The following is a 5,435-nucleotide window of genomic DNA, read 5'->3' as shown; positions in this document are numbered from 1 at the left end:
CGGGTGCGGTCCGGTGCTCGCGGGCGCGTCCGCCGCCCTGCCCACCGGGCGCTCGGCAGGGCGCTGGGCAGGACGCTCGACCGGCACCGGGGCGGCCCCGTCGGTGACCGTGCCGTCGGCCGGCATCGGGCTCACGCCGAGCAGCAGCGAGGACGGCAGCGACACTTCGGCGGTGACGCCGCCGCCCGGGGTACGGGTCAGCTCGACCCCGATCTCCCAGCGGCGGGCCAGCGTGCCCACCACGAACAGGCCGAGCACCTTGGTCGGCACGAGATCGAGGCGTTCGCGGTGGATCAGCCGGGAGTTCTCCTCGGCGAGGCGCTCCGCGCTCATGCCGAGGCCATGGTCGGTGATGACGACATGCGCGCCCGCGGCGCCGCTGCGGACGGTCACCTCGACGGGGCTGCCCTCCGGCGAGAACGACACCGCGTTCTCCAGGAGTTCGGCCACCATGAGGGTCAGGTCGCCGAGGATGTCGGGCTCGACCATGGAGTCCGAGGCGGTGTACAGCCGTACCCGCTGATAGCCCTCGATCTGGCCGAGCGAGGCCCGCACCACGTTGGTGAGCGGCGTGGGCCCGGCGTCCAGCACCGACTCGCGGATGCCGGCCAGCAGCATCAGGCTGTCGGCGTTGCGGCGCAGACGCACCGCGATGTGGTCGATGGAGTAGAGGCGTTCGAGCAGGGCCGGGTCGGTCTCGCCGCGCTCCACCGCGTCGATCAGGGCCAGCTGACGGGTGGTCAGATTGCTTACCCGGCGGCCCACGTTGCCGAACATCTCGGCGGTGTTGCGGCGGCTGAGCACCTGCCGCTCCAGCAGCGCGGCGGCGGTCGTCTGCACATGGTTGAACGCCTCGGCCAGGTCGCCGATCTCGTCGCGCGCGGTGACCGGCATGTCCCGCAGCCGGGGCGGACGGTCGTCCTCGGTGTCATCGGCGGCCACCCGGGCGAGTTCCCGGCCGGCCACCTCGGCGACCTCCTGCGCCACCCCGGTCAGCGCCTGCACCGGGCGGATCACCGAGCGGCGGACCAGCACGGAGAGGACGAACCAGAGGGCGAAGCCGGCCAGCGCTCCGCTGAGCAGCAGTCCGGCGTTCCACTGGGCCGAACGGGAGGTGTCGTCGGCCCGCCCGGCGATCTGGCCGATCAGCGAGGTGGTGATCTTCAGTCGGGCGGCGGCCTGCTCCGGGTAGTCGGGGTAGGAGTTCAGCGCGTCCTTGACGGCCTGCCTGATCTCTCCCTGGCTGCCCGACTCCAGTCTGCTGGTGTCGATCTGCAACTCGGCGAACGACTGGGCGATGGCGCGCTGCGCGGGGGTGTGCTCCATCCCGGCCAGCTGCTCCGCCTGCGCCTCGGTGGCGAACCGGCCGAACCGGGTGGCCTGGTGCTTGTACAGGTCGTAGGCGCCGACCGCGTTGGTGAACTCGATCAGCGCGTTGGTGTCCCCGGTGGTGGCCGAGAACACGCTGGTCTCGAAGGAGCCGTGGGCGGCGTCCGCGCGCAGCAGCGAGTCCAGCAGGCTGCCGGTGAAGGTGGAGGCGAGCGAGGAGTTGCGGTCCAGGCCCAGTCCGTCGATGAGGCCCTGGGCCGCGTTGGCGTAGGCCGGGTCGATGTTGTCGGCCGGCAGATAGGCCGCCTCGACCGAGTCGCGCAGGCTGGACAGGCCCTCGACCTCCCGCAGGGCCTGCGCCTCGCTCTCCGGCAGCCGGTCACCGAAGGTGTCGAGCACCTTCTGCAACTGGGTGTCCACGGCGTTCTGGGCGGTCCGGTAGTCGCCGGGGGAGGGCCGGCTGACCCCGGACTCGTAGCGCACCGACAGCAGGATCGCCTGCTGGTGCTCGGCCTCCACCCGGTCCACCAGCCGGGCCACCTGTGCGCTGTCCCGCACGAGCTGCGCCGCCGACTGCGCCGTGTTCGACTGCTGGACCAGATCCGTGATCAGGTACGACAGGAGTGCGGCGACCACGGCGAGCGGGACGCCGACGAGCAGATTGAGTTTGCGCCTGAAGGGCCAGCGGTCGGCGTAGCCCCTGATGCCGCTCCGCGTCGGCGAAGCGTGCCGGGCGGGCGCGTCCACCTCGTTCGTGGACACCGGTCCTCCTTCGTGGGGGGTGTCTTCCGCGGGGCGCCTTCGCCCCGGCGTACGGGGCCCACTCGCCCCGAATGGTGGGGCGTCCTTGCCCCGGAGTGCTGCGCGACGACACCGAAGCGGAACCCGTGCACCGCATGCCCGATATCAACTGCGGTGAGACTACAGCTTGATCGAAGGACCGAACGGCTCACCTATCATCAAGAATCCGTTACAAAGAGAACGCTCTTCATGCACAACTGAACACGGATCGAAGCCAATCGGTGACCCGGTGGCACTTGACTGGGCGAGAAGGGGCTGGATTGGATCGTGTGGAGAGCTGTCCCAGAGTTGTTCACCAACCCCACCAACCCCACCAACCACTCGACCACTGAACCGAACCCGGAACGGGAACCGTGACTTCCAACACCCACACCAGCAGGTTCATCCTCAGACACCGAGGCGCGGCGGCCGTCGCGCTCGCCGCTGCAACGGCCCTGCTGGCGGGCTGTTCCTCCTCCGACAACACCTCCGACGACCCGCTCAAGGGCGAGAAGGCGAGCGGCGACACGGTCGTCGTGGGCTCCAACAACTTCGCCGAGAGCATCCTGATCGCCGACATCTACGGCGAGGCCCTGAAGGCCAAGGGAATCAAGGTCACCTACAAGCCCAACATCGGCAGCCGTGAAACGACGTACGGCCTGCTCAAGAACGGTTCCATCTCGGTCCTGCCCGAGTACAACGGCGCCCTGCTCGCCTACCTCGACTCGAAGGCCACCCCGAAGACCATCGAGGAGACCACGGCGGCCATCGAGGCCAAGCTGGACTCCAAGCTGACCCTGCTGAAGCCGGCCGACGCCCAGGACAAGGACTCGGTCACGGTCAACGCGGCCACCGCGAAGCAGTACAACCTGACCGACAAATCGTCCATCGCCGACCTCAAGGACGCCGCGAAGGATCTGGTCATCGGCGGCTCCCCGGAGTTCCAGACCCGGCACCAGGGCCTTGAGGGACTGAAGTCCGTGTACGGCGTGGAGTTCAAGTCGTTCAAGGCGCTGGACGCGGGCGGCCCGCTCACCCAGGCCGCGCTGAAGAAGAACACCGTCCAGGCCGCCGACATCTTCACCACGGACCCGACCATCTCCAAGGAGAAGTTCGTCGTCCTCCAGGACACGGAGAACCTCTTCGGGTTCGCCAACGTCCAGCCGCTGGTCTACAAGGGCTCGCTCTCCCAGAAGGGCACCGACGCGCTCGACGCGGTCTCGGCCAAGCTGGACACGGCGACCCTGCTGGACCTCGACACCCAGGTGCAGTTGGAGAACAAGGACCCGCTGGACGTCGCCAAGGCGTGGCTGAAGTCCGCCGGCCTCGGCTGACATCCGCACCGTGGACGCGAGCACGGACGGCGCGACGCGGGTGTCCCCAGACACCGGGAACACCGGGGGCACCCGCGTCGCGCTGGACGGCCACGGCCTGGACCTGCCCGGACTCGTCCGGCTCGCCGACGCCGTCGCCGACCCCTTCGTCCCCCCGGAGGCACTCGACCGGGCGCACCGTTCCTGGGTCACCATGGGCCGCCTCGCCGCGACCGGCCGCCTCTACGGCCGCGGCACCGGCGTGGGCGCGAACCGCTCCGTGCCGGTCGAGGCGGGCGACGAGGCCGGGCACGGCCTGCGACTGCTGCGCAGCCACGCGGGCGACGCCGGACCGCTGCTGCCCGCCCGGCAGGTCCGCGCGATGCTCGCGGTCCGCACCAACCAGCTCCTGGCCGGCGGCTCCGGCATCCACCCCTCGGTGATCACCGCCCTCACCGAGGCCCTGCGCGTCGGCGTCCACCCGGCGGTCCACGCCTACGGCGGTGTGGGCACCGGCGATCTGGCGGCCCTGGCCCAGACGGGCCTCACCCTCATCGGCGAACGGCCCTGGCTGGCCGCCACCACGGACGCGGCCCGGACGCCGGCCGTGGACGGCACCACCACCCGGCCGCCGGAAACCGGGGCGGACCTCGCGCCGGCCGGGCCGCCCGCGACCCTCGTGCTGCGCCCCGGCGACGCGCTCGCGCTGCTCAGCAGCAACGCCCTCACGCTCGGCCGGGCCGCGCTCGCCGGGCACGCCGTGGACGTCCTGCTGCGGGCCACGCACGCCGTTGCCGCGCTCTCCCTCGTCGCCGTCGCCGGGTCACCGCAGGCGTATGCCGCCCCGCTGCACGCCCTGCGCCCCTACCCCGGACCGGCCCGCGCCGCCGCCGAGGTACGCCGGCTGCTGGAGCTGCCCGACCGGCCGGTCACCCCCGGGCGGCGCATCCAGGACCCCTACGGCTTCCGTGCCTTCCCACAGGTGCACGGTGCGGTGCTGGAGGCAGGCGACGCACTGCGCCGGATCATCGAGGTGGAGATCAACACCCGCACGGAGAACCCCGTGCTCGCCGTCGACGGCCACGCCTACCACCACGGCGGCTTCTTCGCCGCCCCGTTGGGCCTGGCCCTGGACGGCCTGAACCTGGCCCTGTTGCAGACGGCCCAGCTGTCCGTCGCCCGGCTGTCCGCGCTCGTCCGCGCCGACCTGACCGGACTGACCGACTACCTCGCCACCGGCCCGGTCGGCAGCTCCGGCACGATGATCCTGGAGTACACCGCCAACTCGGCCCTCGCGGAGCTGCGTTCGTGCGCCGCCCCGGCCTCCGCCGGGCACGCCGTCCTCGCTCAGGGAGTGGAGGAGGCCGCCAGCTTCGCCGGTCAGGCCGCCCGGCAGACCGAGCGGGCGGCCGACGCGTATGCCACCGTCCTCGCCTGCGAACTGGTCACCGCCGTACGGGCGCTGCGCCTGCACTCGGCGGCCCCGCTCGTCCCCGCCCTGGCGCTGGCCGCGGCCGTGCTCCCGCCGGACACCGAGGACCGCCCCCTGACCGGGGACATCACGACGGCGACCGACCTGCTGCCGCTGCTGGCAGAACTGTGACCAAGTGCTGTGGCCGGAAGGTTTGCCGGAAAGCTCGCGGCGTCCGGTGCGGTGCATCGCAAGGCGGAGCATCGCCCGTGTACTGGATGTACTCGGGTGATGCGACAACGCGGCGTGGGGGCACCTCCCGGCCGAAGGCCGGGGGAGTGCCGTGCCGGGCGTCGCGAGCCGGTGAACCTTTCCGGTCGCAGCACTAGCTCGAACCCCGCCCCGAGCCACCGTCCCCACCCCACCGGCCGTGCGTTCCCGCGCCCGGCCGCCCCTGCCGGTCCCTCGCGGCGCCGATGGGCGAGAGGGCGCGCAAGGTGTCTCTCGGCGAGGACTGATGCCGTAGCCGCGGGCCGCCACCGCCACCGCCGGTGCACCGTTTCGCCCGCGCCCCGCTCCCGCCGCGTTCCGGTTCCGTTGCC

At 71.8% G+C, this 5,435-nt stretch carries 3 protein-coding genes; 2 read left to right on the top strand and 1 reads right to left on the bottom strand.

Translation table 11 applies throughout. The features are described from left to right. Positions 1-2,091, bottom strand: a 2,091-nt coding sequence (locus tag ACWEKM_RS45535) for an ATP-binding protein (protein ID WP_451627196.1), incomplete at its 3' end; no start/stop codon positions are given. Between the two features lie 392 nt (positions 2,092-2,483). On the opposite strand from ACWEKM_RS45535, the gene ACWEKM_RS45530 reads away from it, so the two are divergent. Then, positions 2,484-3,443, top strand: coding sequence for an ABC transporter substrate-binding protein (locus ACWEKM_RS45530; RefSeq protein WP_451627195.1), 960 nt, complete (start codon positions 2,484-2,486; stop codon positions 3,441-3,443). Between the two features lie 10 nt (positions 3,444-3,453). After that, positions 3,454-5,025, top strand: coding sequence for an aromatic amino acid ammonia-lyase (locus tag ACWEKM_RS45525; protein ID WP_451627194.1), 1,572 nt, complete (start codon positions 3,454-3,456; stop codon positions 5,023-5,025). Positions 5,026-5,435 lie beyond the last annotated feature (410 nt).

It is taken from the genome of Streptomyces sp. NPDC004752, from assembly GCF_053601275.1.
The sequence above is the reverse complement of the archived record's forward strand: the minus strand, read 5'-3'. Positions and strand labels throughout refer to the sequence as shown.